Origin of the sequence: Nocardioides sp. CFH 31398 (genome assembly GCF_022436705.1) — a bacterium.
In the GTDB taxonomy this organism is placed as follows: domain Bacteria; phylum Actinomycetota; class Actinomycetes; order Propionibacteriales; family Nocardioidaceae; genus Nocardioides.
This window is the reverse complement of record NZ_JAKUHT010000005.1, coordinates 1-17,064: the sequence shown is the minus strand read 5'-3', so window position 1 is coordinate 17,064 and position 17,064 is coordinate 1. Positions and strand designations below refer to the sequence as shown.

Annotated in this window: 13 protein-coding genes; 10 read left to right on the top strand and 3 right to left on the bottom strand. The window is 74.7% G+C overall.

Going from position 1 to position 17,064, the window contains the following annotated elements; translation table 11 throughout:
* The first annotated feature begins 180 nt into the window (after positions 1 to 180).
* Genes MJ876_RS04725 through MJ876_RS04715 form a run of 3 tightly spaced genes read left to right on the top strand, consistent with a single transcriptional unit; the run spans position 181 to position 4,246 of the window.
* Complete coding sequence (locus tag MJ876_RS04725; protein WP_240234923.1) at positions 181 to 1,596, top strand: magnesium chelatase; 1,416 nt, start codon at positions 181 to 183, stop codon at positions 1,594 to 1,596.
* A 21-nt stretch (positions 1,597 to 1,617) separates the two neighbouring features.
* Entirely contained in the window at positions 1,618 to 3,660 is a 2,043-nt protein-coding gene (locus MJ876_RS04720; protein WP_240234922.1) for a VWA domain-containing protein, read from the top strand.
* 4 nt (positions 3,661 to 3,664) lie between these two features.
* Entirely contained in the window at positions 3,665 to 4,246 is a 582-nt protein-coding gene (locus tag MJ876_RS04715) for a hypothetical protein (RefSeq protein ID WP_240234921.1), read from the top strand.
* Between the two features lie 11 nt (positions 4,247 to 4,257).
* On the opposite strand, the gene MJ876_RS04710 is transcribed toward MJ876_RS04715, so the two are convergent.
* On the bottom strand, positions 4,258 to 5,751 hold the full coding sequence (locus tag MJ876_RS04710) for a DUF6177 family protein (RefSeq protein ID WP_240234920.1): 1,494 nt from the start codon (positions 5,749 to 5,751) through the stop codon (positions 4,258 to 4,260).
* Positions 5,752 to 5,960: 209 nt separating this feature from the next.
* On the opposite strand from MJ876_RS04710, the gene MJ876_RS04705 reads away from it, so the two are divergent.
* The 7 genes from MJ876_RS04705 to MJ876_RS04675 all read left to right on the top strand — a co-directional run bounded on the left by MJ876_RS04705 (position 5,961) and on the right by MJ876_RS04675 (position 11,850).
* Positions 5,961 to 6,299, top strand: a complete 339-nt coding sequence (locus MJ876_RS04705) for a hypothetical protein (RefSeq protein WP_240234919.1) — start codon at positions 5,961 to 5,963, stop codon at positions 6,297 to 6,299.
* 18 nt (positions 6,300 to 6,317) lie between these two features.
* Positions 6,318 to 6,623: a pore-forming ESAT-6 family protein gene (locus MJ876_RS04700; protein WP_240234918.1), complete on the top strand. Its 306-nt coding sequence runs from the start codon at positions 6,318 to 6,320 to the stop codon at positions 6,621 to 6,623.
* 72 nt (positions 6,624 to 6,695) lie between these two features.
* Complete coding sequence (locus tag MJ876_RS04695; RefSeq protein WP_240234917.1) at positions 6,696 to 7,076, top strand: DUF6507 family protein; 381 nt, start codon at positions 6,696 to 6,698, stop codon at positions 7,074 to 7,076.
* A gap of 4 nt (positions 7,077 to 7,080) precedes the next feature.
* Positions 7,081 to 9,936 carry a DNA/RNA non-specific endonuclease gene (locus tag MJ876_RS04690; protein ID WP_240234916.1) on the top strand — a complete coding sequence of 952 codons (2,856 nt, stop codon included), beginning with the start codon at positions 7,081 to 7,083 and terminating at the stop codon, positions 9,934 to 9,936.
* Positions 9,929 to 10,600 (top strand): hypothetical protein, encoded by a 672-nt coding sequence (locus MJ876_RS04685; RefSeq protein ID WP_240234915.1) that lies wholly within the window; start codon positions 9,929 to 9,931, stop codon positions 10,598 to 10,600. The genes MJ876_RS04690 and MJ876_RS04685 overlap by 8 nt, the downstream gene beginning before the upstream one ends.
* A gap of 71 nt (positions 10,601 to 10,671) precedes the next feature.
* The gene (locus tag MJ876_RS04680; RefSeq protein ID WP_240234914.1) at positions 10,672 to 11,343 is read left to right on the top strand and encodes a hypothetical protein; all 672 of its coding nucleotides are present in this window, start codon (positions 10,672 to 10,674) and stop codon (positions 11,341 to 11,343) included.
* An 87-nt stretch (positions 11,344 to 11,430) separates the two neighbouring features.
* Positions 11,431 to 11,850 carry a hypothetical protein gene (locus MJ876_RS04675; protein WP_240234913.1) on the top strand — a complete coding sequence of 140 codons (420 nt, stop codon included), beginning with the start codon at positions 11,431 to 11,433 and terminating at the stop codon, positions 11,848 to 11,850.
* Between the two features lie 28 nt (positions 11,851 to 11,878).
* Here MJ876_RS04675 and eccCa read toward each other — a convergent pair whose 3' ends face one another.
* Together eccCa and MJ876_RS04665 are read right to left on the bottom strand one after the other, a co-directional pair.
* Positions 11,879 to 15,937 (bottom strand): type VII secretion protein EccCa, encoded by a 4,059-nt coding sequence (gene eccCa / locus MJ876_RS04670; RefSeq protein WP_240234912.1) that lies wholly within the window; start codon positions 15,935 to 15,937, stop codon positions 11,879 to 11,881.
* A partial coding sequence (locus MJ876_RS04665; protein ID WP_240234911.1) for a hypothetical protein occupies positions 15,934 to 17,064 on the bottom strand: 1,131 nt, incomplete at its 5' end. The genes MJ876_RS04665 and eccCa, both read right to left, overlap by 4 nt.

The window sequence follows — 17,064 nt, the reverse complement described above, 5'->3', positions numbered from 1 at the left end:
GCGCCATCGGACACGCGGCCCGGCCGGACGGGGCGGCGGGAGGCGGCCCGGGCCACGTCACGGGCCGCCGAGCCGAGGAGGCGGTCGTCACCGGCACCCGTGGTGGCGGCCGTGGGTCCCGCCCCGAGGCGGTGCGCGAGCTCCTGGCGGTGCCTTGGCCCCCGACCTACGGTGGACGACGTGAGCCTCGGAGCGTCCACGACCGACCACCGTCCCGCCGACCTGCCCGCCACGCTGGGCCAGCTGCGCGCCTCCGGGCACGAGCAGAAGGCGCTGCGGACGGAGATCCGCGACAACCTGCTCGCCGCCCTCTCGGAGGGCCGCGACCCGTGGCCCGGGCTGCACGGCCTCGAGGACACCGTCATCCCGCAGCTCGAGCGCGCGCTGATCGCCGGCCACGACATCGTGCTGCTCGGCGAGCGGGGCCAGGGCAAGACCCGCCTCCTGCGCACCCTGGTGGGCCTGCTCGACGAGTGGACGCCGGTCATCGCCGGCTCCGACCTCGGCGAGCACCCCTACGACCCGATCAGTGTCGAGTCCCGCCGCCGCGTGGCCGAGGAGGGCGACGAGCTCGCGGTCGCCTGGCGCCACCGCGACGAGCGGTACGCCGAGAAGCTGGCCACCCCGGACACCTCGGTCGCCGACCTGATCGGCGACGTGGACCCGATGAAGGTCGCCGAGGGCCGCTCGCTGGGCGACCCCGAGACCATCCACTTCGGCCTCATCCCGCGCAGCCACCGCGGCATCGTCGCCATCAACGAGCTGCCCGACCTCGCCGAGCGCATCCAGGTCGCCATGCTGAACGTGATGGAGGAGCGCGACATCCAGATCCGCGGCTACGTGCTCCGGCTGCCCCTCGACGTCCTCGTCGTGGCGAGCGCGAACCCGGAGGACTACACCAACCGCGGCCGCATCATCACCCCGCTGAAGGACCGCTTCGGCGCCGAGATCCGCACCCACTACCCGACCGAGCTCACCGCCGAGGTCGCCGTCGTCCGGCAGGAGGCGGAGCTCGTCGCGCACGTGCCGGACCACCTGCTCGAGATCCTCGCGCGCTTCACCCGCAACCTGCGGGCGTCGTCCTCGGTGGACCAGCGCTCCGGCGTCTCGGCGCGCTTCGCGATCGCCGGGGCCGAGACCATCGCCGCCGCCGCGCTGCACCGCGCCACCCGGCAGGGCGAGGAGCGGGCCGTCGCCCGCGTGGTCGACCTCGAGACCGCCGTCGACGTCCTCGGCGGCAAGATCGAGTTCGAGACCGGCGAGGAGGGCCGCGAGTCCGAGGTCCTCACCCACCTGCTGCGGACCGCGGTCGCCGAGGTGGTCCGCGCCCGCTTCCGCGGCCTCGACTTCGCGCTGCTGGTCGACGCGATCGAGTCCGGCGCCATGGTCACCACGGGCGAGCAGGTCACCGCCCGCGACTTCCTCGCCGGGCTGCCCGTGCTCGGCGAGTCCGACCTGTACGACAAGGTGTGCGACGCCGTCGGCGCGACCGACGACGGCGAGCGCGCCGGCGCGATCGAGCTGGCCCTGGAGGGCCTCTACCTCGCGCGGAAGGTCGGCAAGGACTCCGACGGCTCGGAGACGGTGTATGGCTGAGCCCGGGCTGCGGGGTCGGCCGTGAAGGACCGCACCCGCTTCAAGCGCTACGACGGCGGCGACCCGCTCGCCGCCCCGGTCGACCTGTCCGAGGCGCTCGACGCCATCGGCGAGGACGTCATGGCCGGCTACAGCCCCGAGCGGGCGATGCGGGAGTTCCTGCGCCGCGGCTCGCCCGACCAGCAGGGCCTCGACGACCTCGCCCGCCGCGTCGCCCAGCGCCGCCGCGAGCTGCTCGACCGCCACGACCTCGACGGCACGCTCCGCGAGATCCGCGAGCTGCTCGACAAGGCCGTCCTCGAGGAGCGCAAGCAGCTCGCCCGCGACGCCCTCATGGACGACGACGACCGCGCGCTGCGCGAGATGACGATGGAGAACCTGCCCACCGATACCGCCGCCGCGGTGAGCGAGCTGTCGTCGTACGACTGGGCCAGCAGCGAGGCCCGCGAGGCCTACGAGCAGATCAAGGACCTGCTCGGCCGCGAGATGCTCGAGCAGCGGTTCCAGGGCATGAAGCAGGCCCTCGAGAACGCGACCGACGAGGACCGCCAGGCGATCGCGGACATGCTGGACGACCTCAACGAGCTGCTGGAGAAGCGGCAGCGCGGCGAGGACACCGCCGAGGACTTCGAGGAGTTCATGGCCAAGCACGGCCAGCACTTCCCCGAGAACCCCCAGGACTTGGACGAGCTGCTCGACGCGATGGCGCAGCGCGCCGCCGCCGCGCAGCGGATGATGAACTCGATGAGCCCCGAGCAGCGCCAGCAGCTGATGGAGCTCTCGCAGCAGGCGTTCGGCTCGCCCGCGCTGAACGACGCCCTGTCCCGGCTCGACGGCAACCTGCGCTCGATGCGCCCCGGCGAGGACTGGGAGGGCGGCGAGCGGATGCAGGGCGAGGAGGGCCTCGGCCTCGGCGACGGCACCGGCGTCTTCCAGGACCTCGCCGAGCTCGACCGGCTCTCCGACCAGCTCGCGCAGTCCCGGCCCGGCGCGCGTACCTCCGACCTCGACCTCGACGCGATGGCCCGCCAGCTCGGCCCCGAGGCCGCCGTCGATGCCCGCACCCTGCAGAAGCTCGAGCAGGCGTTGCGCGACGGCGGCACCCTGCGCCGCGGCTCCGACGGCCAGCTCAAGCTCACCCCCAAGGCCATGCGGCAGCTGGGCAAGGCGCTGCTCAAGGACGTCGCCCAGCGCATCTCCGGCCGCTCCGGCGCCCGGGACACCCGGACGGCGGGCGCGGCGGGTGAGCGCTCCGGCGCGACGCGGCAGTGGGAGTTCGGCGACACCGAGCCGTGGGACCTCCCGCGCTCCCTGCTCAACGGGATGCAGCGTCGCGCCGCGGACGGCGAGGGCATGGGCCGGGGATCGGGTCCGATGCTGGTCGTGGACGACGTCGAGGTGCAGGAGACCGAGGCCCGCACCCAGGCCTGCGTCGCCGTGCTGGTGGACACGTCGTTCTCCATGGCGATGGACGGCCGCTGGGTGCCGATGAAGCGCACCGCGCTGGCGCTGCACACGCTGATCCGGTCGCGGTTCCGCGGCGACGCGCTCGAGCTCATCGCGTTCGGCCGCCACGCCGAGACGATGGACATCGAGGAGCTCACCGGCCTCGACGCTCGCTGGGACAAGGGCACGAACCTGCACCACGGCCTGCTGCTGGCGAACCGCCACTTCCGCAAGCACCCCGGCGCCCAGCCGGTGCTGCTGATCGTCACCGACGGCGAGCCGACCGCGCACCTGGAGGCCGACGGCGAGGTGTTCTTCGACTACCCGCCGCACCCGCGCACGGTCTCGCTCGCGGTGCGCGAGCTCGACAACGCCCGGCGCCTCGGGGCGCAGACCACGTTCTTCCGGCTGGGGGAGGACCCCGGCCTGGCGCGGTTCATCGACCAGATGGCCGCCCGTGTCGACGGACGCACCGTCGCCCCGGAGCTCGACGACCTCGGCGCCGCCGTGGTCGGGTCGTACCTGGGCTCGCGCCGGGCCGGCCGCCCGGGCGGCACGTCGGGCGGGCCGTCGTACGGCGACTGGTTCGGGGGCCGTGGGTTCTGGGTGGGGGAGTAGGTCGGTGGCGAGCACCCCGCCGGACCCCGAGCGGTTCGCCGCGCTGGACCGTCGGTGGCGCGACCTCGCCGCCCGCTACCCGGCCGGCATCCGGCTGGCGGACCCGGTCGACGTGGACGCCGGCGTCCCCGTGCCCGACCCGCTCCGCCCGGCGGCCGCGGCCTTCCCGGGCGTCGAGCTCGGGTCCTCGCCGTGGGGCTGGTGGACCGAGGGTGCCGCGGCGCCCTCGATGGCGCACCGGACCCGCTTCCAGACCGTGTGGTGGGAGGGACGCGAGGGCGTCTGCGTCCGGCTCGAGGGGGGCTCCCGCGAGCCCGGGCCCGTGGTCTCGTTCAACGAGGAGGGCCGCGAGCGTCGGCTCGCCGACGACGTGACGGACTTCTGGGAGCACGTCACGGCCGAGGTCGAGGCCCGACTGCCCCCGCTCGCCGAGGAGATCGAGGAGGAGCTGGCGGCCGACGGGCTCGAGGGCGACGAGGCGGACGAGGCCCGCAGCGAGGAGTACGCCGACGCCCTCGGCGCGATCGTGGCCGGGCTCTGCTTCGGCTACGGACGCCAGGCGCCGCCGATGGGCGATCCTCTGTAGAGCCCCGGGCGTCAGTCCCGTCGCGCACGGCGGGCCGCGTGGCGGTGACCGTCGTGGTGGCCGACGGCCTCGACGAAGCGGGCCCACCACACGGCCGGGTTGTCCTCGAGGGGTACGGGCTCGTCGGGGCGCAGGTCGATCGGCACGACGAGGGCCGCGACGGGGTCCGCGACCAGCCTGGCGGTCGACCCGCCGAGCCGCAGTGCCTCCTCGTCGCCGAGGGTCGGGAACCGCGACCGCGCGAGCGTCACGACCCGGGGGAAGGTCGGGCCCGTCACCCGCGCCGGGACCAGCCGTGCCCCCGTCGTCCGCCGGTAGCCCGCGAGCGCGACCTGGCCGCCGGCGGCGAGGACTCCACGGACGAACGACCGCACCGCCTCGTCGTCCATCGGCCCGGCGGACGTCTCGACGTCCGCCAGGAGCGTGACGCGCTCGACCACGCCGATCGGCTGCGGCACCAGCTCCACGGCCCCGTCGAGGGTCGGCCCCTCGAGCAGCAGGCGAGCGGGTCCGGGGGAGACCTTCTTCGCGTACGCCGTGAGCGTCGCGGGGTCGAAGTCCGACTCGGGCGGCTCGAAGAGCCCCATCCGGGTCGGCGGGGCGTGGCCGGCGGCCGCACAGACCGCCCGGGTGAACTCCCCGACCACCGTGCTCGCGGCGAAGGGGTGCGTGGTCTCCGCCTGCAGGACCAGCGTCCACCGGTCCTCGGCGACGGGGTCGGAGGCCGGGTCGACCTCCGGCAGGACGTCGAACCCGTCCGCGCTCCACGAGAGGCGCTGACCGGTGCTCCCGAGGTACATGCCGTGCGGCCCGTCGACGATCCACACCGCACCGGTGGCGTCGAGGTGCTGCTGCAGCTGGGGCGTGACGGCCGTGGTCGTCGGCGTGAGGACGACGAGCAGCAGGTCCCGCTGGGCCGCCCACTCCTGGGCGAGCGCGATCCAGGGCGTCACGGACAGCACCGGGCGGGACTGCACGAGGATGGCCAGCTGGTCGGTGACCACGTCGACGGGGACGTCGCGCTCCTCGCGGCCGGCCGGGTCCGGGCGGGGCCCGCGGGCGGCGGTCCGGGCAGCGGCCGCGGTCCGGTCGAGGCCGGCGTCGGCCGCGCCACCCGTCCCGTCCGGGGGCAGGGCACCGGACGACCAGCGGTCCGCCGTCCCCTCCGTGACCTCGGCCAGCGACCGGGCGACCGCGCCCAGGAGGGCGGGTGCGCTGCGGAACGGCGGAGCGGTGCGGTCGGACGGCCCGACCACCTCGGTCCACACGGCCCGGTCGCCGGCCCGGGCCCCGTCGGGGAGCGCCCGGTCGGTGCCGAGGGGGAGCCGGACCTCCCGCGACTGGCACACCCACGCCACCGGTCGGTCGTCGTCGTCGGTGAGCACGACGGCGCGCCCGCCGGCGTCCGCGCGCAGCGTGATCTCGGGGGCGACACGCTCGACGCCCGCGATGATGTCCGTCAGCTCGAGGGGTCGGCGCCCGCGCACGAGCCAGTCCTCACTCACCACCCGAGCATCGCACGTGCACAGGTGTGCGCAGGCGTCACACGGGTTGCGGCGCTCGGTGCCGAATCGTGTCCTCGTCGGGTTGACCCCGGCGGAAGTCGACAGGTTCGATGGGTTTCAGTGCAACCGATGCGGGCAGGGTCGCGTAGGAGACACGAGGAGTCACGCAGGCGAGAGGTCATCGGGGCCTCGCGCCGGAAGGGACGCAGATGAAGTTCGACATGGGTGGCGACACCCTCGCCACACTGACCAAGCAGACCGACGGGTCGCAGCAGGACCTCGGCGCCCTGGTGCGCCAGCTCGTGGACGCCGCGGCGCCCCTGGAGGGCAAGTTCAGCGGCGCGGGCAAGGCCCGCTTCGACGAGTTCAAGATGCGCTCGGACGAGATCGCGGACGACCTGAACCGCGCCCTCGCCAGCATCGTGGGCGGGCAGGACGGCATGAACACCGCTTTCGTCACCGGCGACATGGAGGCCGGCGACAACGCGACCCAGGCCATGGGCTCGGCGAACTTCGACGGCGCGCGCTTCAGCAGCACGCGCGCCTGATCTCGGGAGGACGGACCAATGACGAACGGACGCATCGGCTTCGACACCGACGTCTCAGCGAGCGTGCAGGGCGACATCCAGGGGATCATCGGGCGGCTCGAGTCGCTGATGGGCCAGCGCGACCAGCAGGTCGCCACCGCGATGTCCGACTTCCAGGCCGACGGTGTCTCGGACGAGTACCACGCCGTCGAGCAGCGCTGGAAGAGCGCCTCGACCGAGGTCCGCGGGATCATCTCGCTGATCCGCGAGACCCTCGGCAGGAACGACGAGACCGCCATCGGCGCCCAGACGCGCGCGCGGACCTCCGTCCAGAACATCGGCTGACGCCGGGGCGAGAGCCCGCGTCGCGACCCGTTGGTCGCGTGCTGCGGCGCGCCCTCGAGGAGAACGAGAACGATGACGAACTGGGACATCGACCCCAACGCCGCGTTCGGCGTCGTCCGGACGGCGGCAACCGAGGCCGAGGGGTACGAGACCGACCTGACGGCGGTCGAGACCGCCATGAGCGACCTGGGCGCCGCGCTGCCGAACAGCCAGCTGGTGGTCCAGGCGCTCTCGGAGTACGCCACCGAGGTCGTCGCCCCCCACGTGGAGACGGCCCTCGGCCACACGAACAGCGCGGTCCGGGGGACCTCGGACGCCATCAACGCGTACGTGGCCGGTGACCTCGAGATGGCGGCGACGGCGCAGAGCAACGCGGCGACGGTCCAGTACCCGGCGGAGATGCCGGGCGGCTCGGGCGGACGCGCGCCTGCGGGCACGGGACAGGGGGAGTAGGAGCATGGGGCTCGACATCGGGGGCATCCCGGAGATCGACGAGGGCTGGCAGGTCCGGGTCGGGGCCGCGACCCTCGTCGGCAAGCTGCAGCTCGTCTCGGAGCGCGCGGGCGACATCAAGGCCGACTGGGCCGGTCTCGCCGCGCCGTACCAGGCGCCGGAGCAGGGCCTGGTGCTCCAGGCCATGGACGAGCCGGTCACGCAGGCCGACGACCTCCTCGACAAGGGCATCCAGGCGCAGACCGCCCTCTCCGACTACGGCGACGAGCTCGACCGCCTGAAGACCGAGCGAGCGACGCTCATCGCCGACATCGAGTCCTTCCAGGCGGAGAAGGCGGAGAAGGACGAGAACGGCGGCGGCTTCCTCGGCCACGAGGACTGGCTGCTCGGCGAGAGCCGCGACCTCCTGGGCAAGGAGGAGGACCTCTCGGGCCGCATCAGCGCCTTCGCGGAGGCCGTCGACGCCGCCCAGCGCACCTGCGCGAACGCGCTGAACGCGATCTGGGGCGGCCCCGAGTGGCTGGCCGCCGACCGGGCCGACGTCGGGTACGAGTACGTCTACGGCCTGAACTCGGAGTCCTACGACCAGCTCCAGCTGTCCGGCGAGGTCCCGTGGGGCACGCCCGACGAGTGGACCGAGGGCGACTGGACCACCAAGGCCTACATGTTCGGCCGGGGCGCCGTCCGCTCCGTCACCGACCTCGTGGAGTTCGGTGGTGTCCTGATCGGCGTCGGTGCCGAGGACGGCGAGACCTCCGCGGCGTGGAGCGGCCTGGGCGCGATGGCGAAGGACCTCGCCGTGCTCGCGGTCCCGCTGCCGCTCATCCCGGCCGTGGCCGCGACCGAGGGCGGGCGCGAGGCGTACAGCAACGCCGGCAACCGCCTGCTCGAGATGGGCAAGTCGACCATCGGCTACGGCACCTGGGGGACCTCCGGCTGGAACACCGCTGGCGGGTTCGCCCCCGACATCATCGCCGCCGTGGTCAGCGGCGGCTCCGCCACCGCGGTGAAGAGCGGTCTGAAGAGCGCCGCGGGATCGATCCTGACGCGGACGGCGCCCTCCGCCGCCACGCGGGTCATCGACCTCGGCAACGCGGTCCGTAGGACCCTCGACACCCCCATCAACGGCCTGCGCAACCTGGGCGAGAGCGTGCGCACGTCGTTCCGCAACCCCCTGGACGGCAACGGGCCGGGCACGGACCTGCCCGACGCGACCGTCCCCGACGTCGACGTGCCCGGCGGTCGAGGCACCCCCGACGTCGACACCCCGTCATCCTCCACGCCGAGCACGCCGGAGGCGCCGGTCCGCACCCCGGACGCGGAGGCGCCGGTCCGGACCCCGGACGGCGAGGCGCCAGTCCGGACCCCGGACGGCGAGGCTCCGGTCCGGACGCCGGACGGCGAGGCGCCGGTCGGGACGCCGGACGGCGAGGCTCCGGTCCGGATGCCGGACGGCGAGGCGCCGGTCGGGACGCCGGACGGCGAGGCTCCGGTCCGGATGCCGGACGGCGAGGCCCCGGTCCGGACGCCGGACGGCGAGGCCCCGGTCCGGACGCCGGACGGCGAGGCCCCGGTCCGCACGCCGGACGGCGAGGCCCCGGTCCGCACGCCGGACGGCGAGGCCCCGGTCCGCACGCCGGACGGCGAGGCCCCGGTCCGCACGCCGGACGGCGAGGCCCCGGTCCGGACGCCGGACGGCGAGGCCCCGGTCCGGACGCCGGACGGCGAGGCCCCGGTCCGGACGCCGGACGGCGAGGCCCCGGTCCGGACGCCGGACGGCGAGACCCCGGACCGGACGCCGGACGCCGAGACCCCGGACCGGACCCCGGACGCCGAGACCCCGGACCGGACCCCGGACGCGGTGACCCCGGACCGGACCCCGGACGCGGTGACCCCGGACCGGACCCCGGACGCGGTGACCCCGGACCGGACCCCGGACCGGACCCCGGAGGCGGAGACCCCGGACCGGACCCCGGACGCGGAGGCCCCGGCGGACCGTGCGCCCGAGGGCGAGGCCTGGCCGCCCGGCCGGGCTCCCGGTGACGACGTGGCCCCGCCGACGCGACCCGACTATGAGGGCGATCGCCGCAGCGGCATGCTGGGCCGCCCGCCCGAGACCCAGGGGCCGCCGCTGCACGTCGACCGCGGTGACCCGCTCATGCCGGGTCCGCGTGAGAGGTTCGGCGACGGGCTCGGCCCAGGCGACCTGCCCCCGAACACCGAGATCGTCGTCCGTGGCCGGGGTGTGTTCTACACCGACGAGAACGGGATGGTCCGTTTCGTGGAGCCCATGGAACGCACCGTGGGACGCGACGGGAAGACGCCTCTGCAGAAGTCGCAGCTCATCCCCGAGCTGCGTGACCCGCTGCCGAACACGACGTACCTCGTCGACAACAACGGGTTCTTCCAGACCGACGCCGCGGGTCGCACCACCCACGTGCACGTGGACGACCTGCGCTGGGTCCCGGAGTCGGACCGCCGACACTCCGCGCCCGCGAACCGGAACGTCACGGGCGGTGGGTCGATCTTCGACGCAGGGCACCTGTGGCCGCGGATGGCAGGCGGCCGCCCCGAGGAGATCAACCTGGTGCAGATGCTGAGGGAGATCAACCAGGGCTCGGCGAAGCGGCACGCGGCGGGTCAGTGGACGGTGTCGAAGCTGGAGAGGCAGCTGACCGCCGCGATGAAGGGCGACTCGACGGTGACGTGGGACGTCCGCGTCAGGTACGTGGACGAGCCGGCCGACTTCTCGGGCATGAGCGCCGCGGAGCGAAGGGCCCTCAGCGTCCCGAAGTCCTTCACCTACCAGCCGTCGATCGACGGCAAGGCCCTTCCGCGGATCAGGATCCCGAATGCATGAGGGTACCGACCTCGATCGCTGCGAGGCTGACGTGATCGCCGCGGCACTCGCCGTGGGTGATGACGTCGAGGGCGCTCGGGTCGTCTATCAGTTCCTGGAGGTCGGACGGACGGGGACCGATGCGCTCGTCATCGACGGCGAGGAGGCGGGACCTCTGGACAGCGACGCCGGTGACGACCTGATCGACGCCCTCGAGCAGCACAGGTCACTGGGCTCGGCGGACGGACGCCGATGGTGCATGGCCACTGTCCGGGTCGACTCGGGCGAGGCCAGCGTGGTCTTCGACTACGACCGCCCACCACCTCCGTGGTTCCTCACTCTGCGCACCGTCGGTGCCTACATGTCGGAGCTGGAACGCTTTCCGCGGCCACCCTCGGTGGTGCCTGGCTGGATGAAGGTCGAGCTCGCCCAGGTGGGAGCGTGGGACCTGGCGGCGGACCGACCGACCTACACCCAGGACTTCGAGCCCGTCGGGACACCGCAGACGCCGGATTCGGCCGGCGTCCCGTCGCCGCCGGGCGCCGAGCACGCGATCGCCCAACCCGTGCCACACGACGACCTGGAGGCGATGAACCGCCTCGCGATCGCCTTCGCCGAGGAGGAGCAGCACCGGACAGGCATCTTTCCCCCGGAGATGACCACCTTCCGCGAGGCCTGGGCCTGACATGGCCACGCCGCGGGCCGGGGGCTCCGCCCGGCCGGTAGTTCTGCTGGACGTCGTGCTCGTCAGCCCTGATGCCTGACCCGTCCCGGGGGGAGGAGCACATCAGCGCCGCCCGGGCCGCCGCCCTGGAGGTCGCCGGGGTGGTGGGTGGCGCCCGGGTGGGGATCCGGTACGTCGAGATCGGGCGGACGGCGGGCGTGACCACCACGCGGGACGGAGAGGACGTCAGGTCACCCCGCCGCGGGGCTGCTGGCGAGCTGCGCGACGCGCTCCGAGCCCACCGGGCACTGGGTCGCGACGACGGTCGTCGGTGGTACGTCGCGACGCTCACGGTGGAGGGGGGTGACGTCTCGGTGGACCTCGACTACGACCGACCGCCACCGCCGTGGAAGGTCCGTTTCCGCCTGGCAGGGGCCTACCTGTCGGAGCTGGAGCGCTTCCCACGTCCGTCGTCGGCCGTGCAGGGCTGGATGAAGGTGGAGCTCGCACAGGTGGGTGCCTGGGATCTGGTGGCGGACGAGCCGCGCTGGGACCAGGACCACGTCCCGACCGGCGAGCCGCAGACGCCGGAGTCGGTCGGGGTGGACCGGCCGGCGGGTGCGGAGCACGCGGTCCCGCAGCCGCTGCCCGCTGACGACCTCGAGGCGACGAACCGGCTGGCCATCGCGTTCGCCGAGCAGGAGGAGCGCCGCACGGGCGTCTTCCCGCCGGAGATGGTCCGCGTCCGCGACGACTGGGGCTGAGTCCGGCCCGGCGTCGGCGGCTGGGATGATCGGGCCGCACCCACCACCGCGACGGACGGGGACGGCACCGTGACCGAGCAGAGCCCGATGGAAGTCCAGCAGCAGCTCATCGTGCAGATCCTGCGCTGGGTCGGCTCGCTGGAGTCGGCCGAGGAGTGGACCGATCGCGCGGTCCAGGTGCGCCCGGCGCGCGAGGACGTGCCCTTCGTCCTCCAGGAACGGTCGGCGCGGGGGGTGGGCGGCGCCGCCGGCCTGCTGCCGCCGGAGGTGGCCGAGGTCGTCATCGCCCTGCAGCGCACGATGTTCGCCCCCGGCACGGGCACCTGGATCACCGGCATGTTCACCGTGACCGCCGACGGCAAGGGCGACGCCCGCTTCAACTACGACGAGCAGCCGCGCGACCCCGAGACCGGGGGCCCGGCCATGGGGCCCGAGGACGTCCGCGACCACCTGCAGCAGTTCCCGCGCGACCTCGACAAGACCCCCGAGTGGATGCGCGCCGCCTGACGGCGCCCACCTGACGGGCACCCGCCGCTCAGGCGAAGCCGCGACCCTCGACCTCGTCGGAGGGGGCCTCGCGCAGCACCGTCTGCACCGTCCGGACCGGCTCCCCGGTCCGCACCACCAGCGCCCGGCCGACCGGCAGGGGCCGGGGGCGCAGCGAGCCCAGGAGCTGGCCCTCCGACCGGTCGCCCGAGAACATCAGGCCGGTCGCGCCCGACTCCTTGACCGCCATGAAGAACGGCTCGTAGACCCCGCGCGACGCCCCCGCCGTACGGCGGGCGAGGACGACGTGCAGGGTGAGCTCCCGGCTCATCGCCACGAAGGGCCGCAGGGCGTCCAGCGGGTTGGTGCCGCCGGCGGTCAGGGCGTCGTAGTCGTCCACGAGGACGACGATCCGCGGCATCGGCCGCGCGGTGCTCGCCTGCGCGCTGACGTCCTGCGGCACGCGCTTCTGCAGCTCCGGGACGATCGCGGCGACCAGACGCTCCGCGATCGCCGTGCTGCCGGCGTAGCCGCCGAGGTAGTCGTCGGGGACCCAGCCGTGCATCGTTCGGCGTGGGTCGACCACCGCGATTACCAGCTCCTCCGGCGTGTACTGCTCGACGAGGGACGCGGCGAGGTGTCGCAGCAGCGACGTCCGCCCCGTGCCGGAGTCACCGATGACGACCAGGTTGGCGTCGGCGCCGTCGAGGTCGAGCAGCAGCGGCTGCAGGTCGGTCTCCTCCAGGCCGACCGCGACCTGCCCGGGACGGCGGGGGGCGTCGGCCGCCTCGGGGGTGACCACGGCCGGCAGCAGGCGCACGCGTGGTGCCCGGGAGCGGGTGGCCGCCGAGACCCGCTCGGCGAGGTCGGTGAGACCCGACGCGACGTCGCCACGGTCGGCGCGCCCGTCGATCCGGGGCAGCGCCAGCTGCGCGAACCGCTCGTCGGCGAGCAGGCAGCGTCCCGGCCGGTCGGCGGTCAGGGTCGCGGACAGCTTCTTGCCGACCGCTGACTCCGCGGGGTCCCCGAGGCGCAGCTCGATCTTGGTGCCGAAGAAGGTCTGCATGTTCAGGCGGACCTCGTTCCAGCGCGAGGAGGTCGCCACGACGTGCAGGCCGTAGCCACCCCCGCGTCGGACGAGCCCGCCGAGCAGCTGCTCCAGCTCCTCGAACTCCTCACCCACCTGGCCCCAGCCGTCGACGAGCAGGACGACGTCCGCCAGCTGCGCCTGCGCCAGGTCCGGCGCGCGACCGCTGCGGGCGAGTCGGCGGGCCGCCTCCATCGAGTCGAGACCGTGGCGCTGCAGCATCGCCTCCCGCTCGGTGAGGAAGGCCGTCACCTCCTCGACGGTGCGGCGCACCACCTCGCGGTCCATGCGCACCGCGACGCCGCCGACATGGGGCAGCCCGTCCAGCGAGAGCAGGTTCGACCCCAGGAGGTCGAGCGCGTAGACGACGACCTCCTCGGGGGAGTGGGTGAGGGCCAGCGAGGCCGCCAGCGTCCGCAGCGCGGTGGTGCGACCCGAGCGGGGCCCACCGATGACCAGGACGTTGCCGCCCGCCTTGTCGAGGTCCAGCTCCCACACGCCCTGCCACTGCCTCGCGGGGTCGTCCAGCAGCCCCATCGGCACCCGCAGCGGGCCGGAGCGGCGGATCCTCAGGCCGTCGCCCAGCGCCTGGGGAGGCTCGACGGCCTGGTCGAGGGTGACGACGTCCGGCAGCGGCGGCAGCCAGATCGACCGGGCGGGCCGGGGCCGCGTCGCCATCTGGGCGGTGACGACCCCGAGCACCGTCGGGCCCGACGCCTCGTCGTCCGCGTCGTCCGCGTCGGTCCCGTCGTCGTGGGTGGTGGGCGTCGACCCGCCCGGGTCCGCGTCGCCTGTCGCGTGGTGGTCGGAGGCGTAGCGCGGCAGCGGCAGGATCTCGGCGGCCTCGTCGGCGGTGCTGCGGACCTCCTCCTCGGGGTCGGGCAGCGGGCCGGAGACGTACCCGGCGCGGAAGCGGGTGTACGTCGTGGTGTCGACCTTGAGGAACCCGTAGCCCGGCAGCGGCGGCAGCGAGAACGCGTCCGTGGTGTCGAGCACCGTGCGGCTCTCCGCCTCCGACAGGGTGCGCAGACCGAGGCGGTACGACAGGTAGGTGTCCAGGCCGCGGAGCTTGCCGCCCTCGATCCGCTGGCTCGACAGCAGCAGGTGGACGCCGATCGAGCGGCCGATGCGACCGATGGACAGGAAGAGCTCGATGAACTCGGGCTTGGCGGTGATGAGCTCGCCGAACTCGTCGATGATGACCAGCAGGTGGGGCAGGGGCTCCATGGTCTGGCCGCGGCGTGCGGCCTCGGCGCGCTCGCGCCGGTACGTCGTGACGTCGGCGAGGTTGCCGGCGTCCTTCAGCACCTGCTGGCGACGCTGCACCTCCCCGGCGAGGCTGGTGTAGACGCGCTCGACGAGGTTCGCGTCGTCGTTGAGGTTCGTGATGACGCCCGAGACCTGCGGGGCGTCGGCGAACGGCGCGAACGTGGCACCGCCCTTGTAGTCGACGAGCACCATGCTGACGTCGTCCGGGCCGTGGGAGGCGAGCAGCCCGAGGACGAGGGTGCGCAGCAGCTCGGACTTGCCGGAGCCGGTCGCCCCGACGCAGAGACCGTGGGGGCCCATCCCGAACTGGGCGGACTCCTTGAGGTCCAGCATCACCGGCTGCCCGACGTCGTCGGTACCGATCGGGACGCGCAGGAACGACGTGCGCGGGCGCGGCGCCCAGGCGGCGTCGAGGTCGATCGAGGCCAGGTCGCGGCCGAGGCCGAGCAGCTCGGTGGTCGCCATCGACTGCTGGCCGGCGTCGTTCTCGAGGGAGTCGGGGGACAGCCGCAGGCCGGCGAGCGCACGCGCGAGGGTCTCCGCGGCGCCCGGGCCCAGGACGTCGGGTGCGGCCTCCCGGGTGCGGGGCTCGGCGTCGCGCCGCTCGTACTCCTCGACCAGCGCGGGCCGGCCGGGTCGCTGGGTGATCCGGACGGCGACGTCGTCGGGCTCGTGGAGCCGGTCGGCCACCAGGTGCAGGACGGTCGCGCCGAGCCACGGCAGGCGGATCTCCCGGTCCCCGACGGGCAGCGGCGCCGCGCTGTCGCCCCAGGAGTCCATGACGACCAGGAGCCGGGCGAAGCGCCGGGAGCCGTCGCCGCGGCCGACGTTGCGGCGCTGCTCCGCAGCGGCGGTGAGGCGGCGCTGCAGGTCGGCGCGCAGGACCCGGCCGAGCTCGGTGACGGTCGCCGCGACCCGTCGTACGGGACCGGTGGTGGAGGTCTGGTCCTGGTCGGCGAGGTGCGGCAGCCACAGCAGCCAGCGCCACGCGTCCGCCCGCTCGCGGGGGGCCATCACGGCGAGGTGGAGGTCCTCCGGGGCGCTCGTGGTGGCGGCCTGCGCCACCAGCACCCGGGCCACCGCCTCCACGAAGTCGCGGTCGCCGACGACGCTGACGTTGCCGACGGCGTCCAGGCGGAGCCTCACCGGGACGTCGTGGGCCGTCCCGAAGCGGCGCTCCACCGCCTCCATCTCGGCGAGCATGAAGTCGTCCGCGCCTCGCAGCGGGTCCTCGTCGCCCTCGCGGCGGAACTCGTGGGCGGGGTCCGCACCCAGCCCGAGCCGCAGGCGGAGGAAGTCCTCGTGGTCGCGGCGGCGCTCCCACAGCCGCTGGGGCATCCGGGCCAGGGAGAGCAGGGCCGCCGCCTCGGGGTCGGCCGCGCTGGCCGCGGCGGCCCGTTGCGCCGCGACGGTGTGCAGCTCGGCCCGGCGTCGCTCGAGGTAGGCGAGGTAGCGGTTGCGCTGCTGCATCCGCTGCCGGGCGGCCCGGCCGCGCTGGCTGATCGCCATGACGGCGCTCGCGATGATGGTCGCGACCATCATCAGGGCCCCGATCGCCGCGAGGCTCGAGCCGCGGAAGACCATCATCAGCGTCATCGACGCGCCGGCGCCGAGGAGCGGCACGAGCATGAGCAGGCTGCGCATGCCCGAGTCGCCGTCCGCCAGGGTCGGGGGGCGCTCGATGGACTGCTGGTCCAGGCTCGGCGCGCTCGGCGTGGTGCGGGCCGGCCGGTGCACCAGGCGGACGGTCATCGCGCCGCCACCGCCAGCTCCACCACCCGGGCGGCGAGCTCCCAGGCCGACACGCTCGCGGGGTCGGCGAGCGCCTCCAGGTCGAGACGGGCGCCGCCGGCGAGGTGACGGTCCGCCGCCACGGTGACCGGCGCCTGCGCCCGGCCGGCGAGCAGGAACGCCGCCCGGGAGGCGTCGAGACCGGTGTCCCGGCCGGTGTCGACCACGACCGGCAGCAACCGGTGCGTGCTCACGCCGGCCTTGACCAGGTCGTCGAGGACGGCGGAGGCGGCGTGGACGCCGGCCACCGACGGGACCACGGTGAGCACGACGGCGTGCGCCAGCCGGGCGGCGGGGTGGTACAGCGCCATCCCGCCGTCCACCACCGTGAACGCGTGGCGACGGCCCAGCCGGTCGGCCAGGGCGGCCACGGCCCGGGGGTCGACCCCGGCCCGGGTGACGGCGCGCAGGTGGGGGACGTCGGTGGTCGCGAGGACGTCCTCGACCCGGTCGACGTTCGCGGCGAGCGCCGTGAGCGCCGAGGAGGTGGTGCACGACCCTCGGGCCCCGAGCGCCAGGGACAGGGCGTCGCGGTCACCCGGCGCCGCGACCACGGCGGCACCGTCGCTGCGGGCGTGCGCCAGCACCCGGGCCAGGACGACGGCGGTCGTGGTCGCCCCGGAGCCGCCCACGGAGCCGAGCACGAGCACCCGGCGTCCGGTCGACACCGGGGTCTGGACGACGCGGGCCGCCTCGGCCAGCCGCGTGGGGGTGTCGTCGGCGGCGACCAGCGCGACGCCGCGGCGCAGCAGCCGACGCCAGGTCGGCCACCCCTGGCGGGCGGCGACCCGCTCGACGTCGCGGTCGGGCACCGTGCCGTCGCCGTCCGGGCCCGCGGGCCCCGGCTGCGGGGTCGGGGACTGCGGGGTCGGGGACTGCGGGGTCGGGGACTGCGGGCTCGGGGACTGAGGGGTCGGCGTCTGCCGGACCGGGGGCTGCGGCGTCGGGGGCTGCGGCGTCGGGGGCTGCGGCGTCGGGGACTGCGGCGTCGGGGGCTGCGGCGTCGGGGGCTGTCGGACCGGGGACTGCTGGGCGGGAGCCTGCGCCGGGCGGGGTGCCGCGACCGGCGGGGCCTGGCCCGGCGTCGG